This is a genomic window from Actinoplanes sp. NPDC048967 (genome assembly GCF_040649415.1).
Taxonomy (GTDB): Bacteria; Actinomycetota; Actinomycetes; order Mycobacteriales; family Micromonosporaceae; genus Actinoplanes.
The window spans coordinates 1549-2875 of the sequence record NZ_JBEZFL010000022.1 but is presented as its reverse complement, the minus strand read 5'-3'; the positions used below and the strand labels follow the sequence as shown (position 1 = coordinate 2875).

Sequence of the window (1327 nt, the reverse complement as noted above, 5' to 3'; positions counted from 1 at the left end):
TGTGGGGTTGTGGGTTGGTTGTTGGTTGAGAATTGCACAGTGGACGCGAGCATCTTGTTTTCTGTAGGTTAAGTTGTCAAGGGCGAACGGTGGATGCCTTGGCACCAGGAGCCGATGAAGGACGTGGGAGGCCGCGATAGGCCTGGGGGAGCTGTCAACCTAGCTATGATCCCAGGGTGTCCGAATGGGGAAACCTGGCACCAGTCATGTGGTGTCACCTGCATCTGAATTCATAGGGTGTATGGGGGGAACGCGGGGAAGTGAAACATCTCAGTACCCGTAGGAAGAGAAAACAACAGTGATTCCGTGAGTAGTGGCGAGCGAAAGCGGATGTAGCCTAAACCTGTGGCGTGTGATACCTGTCAGGGGTTGCGTCATGGGGGTTGTGGGACCCGCTTTTCACATCTGACAGTGTGATGAGGAGTTACAAAGTTTGTGGTTAGTTGAATGGTGTGGGAAAGCCAACCGTAGAGGGTGAGAGTCCCGTAGACGAAAGCTGCAGACCTTCTTGTGGTGTTCCCGAGTAGCGGCGGACTCCTGTAATCTGCCGTGAATCTGCCAGGACCACCTGGTAAGGCTGAATACTTCCTGGTGACCGATAGCGGACAAGTACCGTGAGGGAATGGTGAAAAGTACCCCGGGAGGGGAGTGAAATAGTACCTGAAACCGTTCGCCTACAATCCGTCAGAGCCTCTTTGTTGGGGTGATGGCGTGCCTTTTGAAGAATGAGCCTGCGAGTTAGTGGCATGTGGCGAGGTTAACCCGTGTGGGGTAGCCGTAGCGAAAGCGAGTCTGAAGAGGGCGTTTGAGTCGCATGTTCTAGACCCGAAGCGGGGTGATCTAGCCATGGGCAGGTTGAAGCGTGGGTAAGACTGCGTGGAGGACCGAACCCACCAACGTTGAAAAGTTGGGGGATGACCTGTGGTTAGGGGTGAAAGGCCAATCAAACTCCGTGATAGCTGGTTCTCCCCGAAATGCATTTAGGTGCAGCGTCGTGTGTTTCTTGCCGGAGGTAGAGCACTGGATGGTCTAGGGGGCCTACAAGCTTACCGAAATCAGCCAAACTCCGAATGCCGGTAAGTGAGAGCGCGGCAGTGAGACTGCGGGGGATAAGCTTCGTAGTCGAGAGGGAAACAGCCCAGATCACCAGCTAAGGCCCCTAAGCGTGTGCTAAGTGGAAAAGGATGTGGGGTCGCATAGACAACCAGGAGGTTGGCTTAGAAGCAGCCATCCTTTAAAGAGTGCGTAATAGCTCACTGGTCAAGTGGTTCCGCGCCGACAATGTAGCGGGGCTCAAGCACACCGCCGAAGCTGTGGGACTCACATG

General features: G+C 54.6%; 1 rRNA gene (cut by a window edge). It reads left to right on the top strand.

The features are described from left to right. Window positions 1–66: 66 nt before the first annotated feature. A 23S ribosomal RNA gene (locus tag AB0C12_RS44035) occupies window positions 67–1327 on the top strand (it continues 1489 nt past the right edge of the window).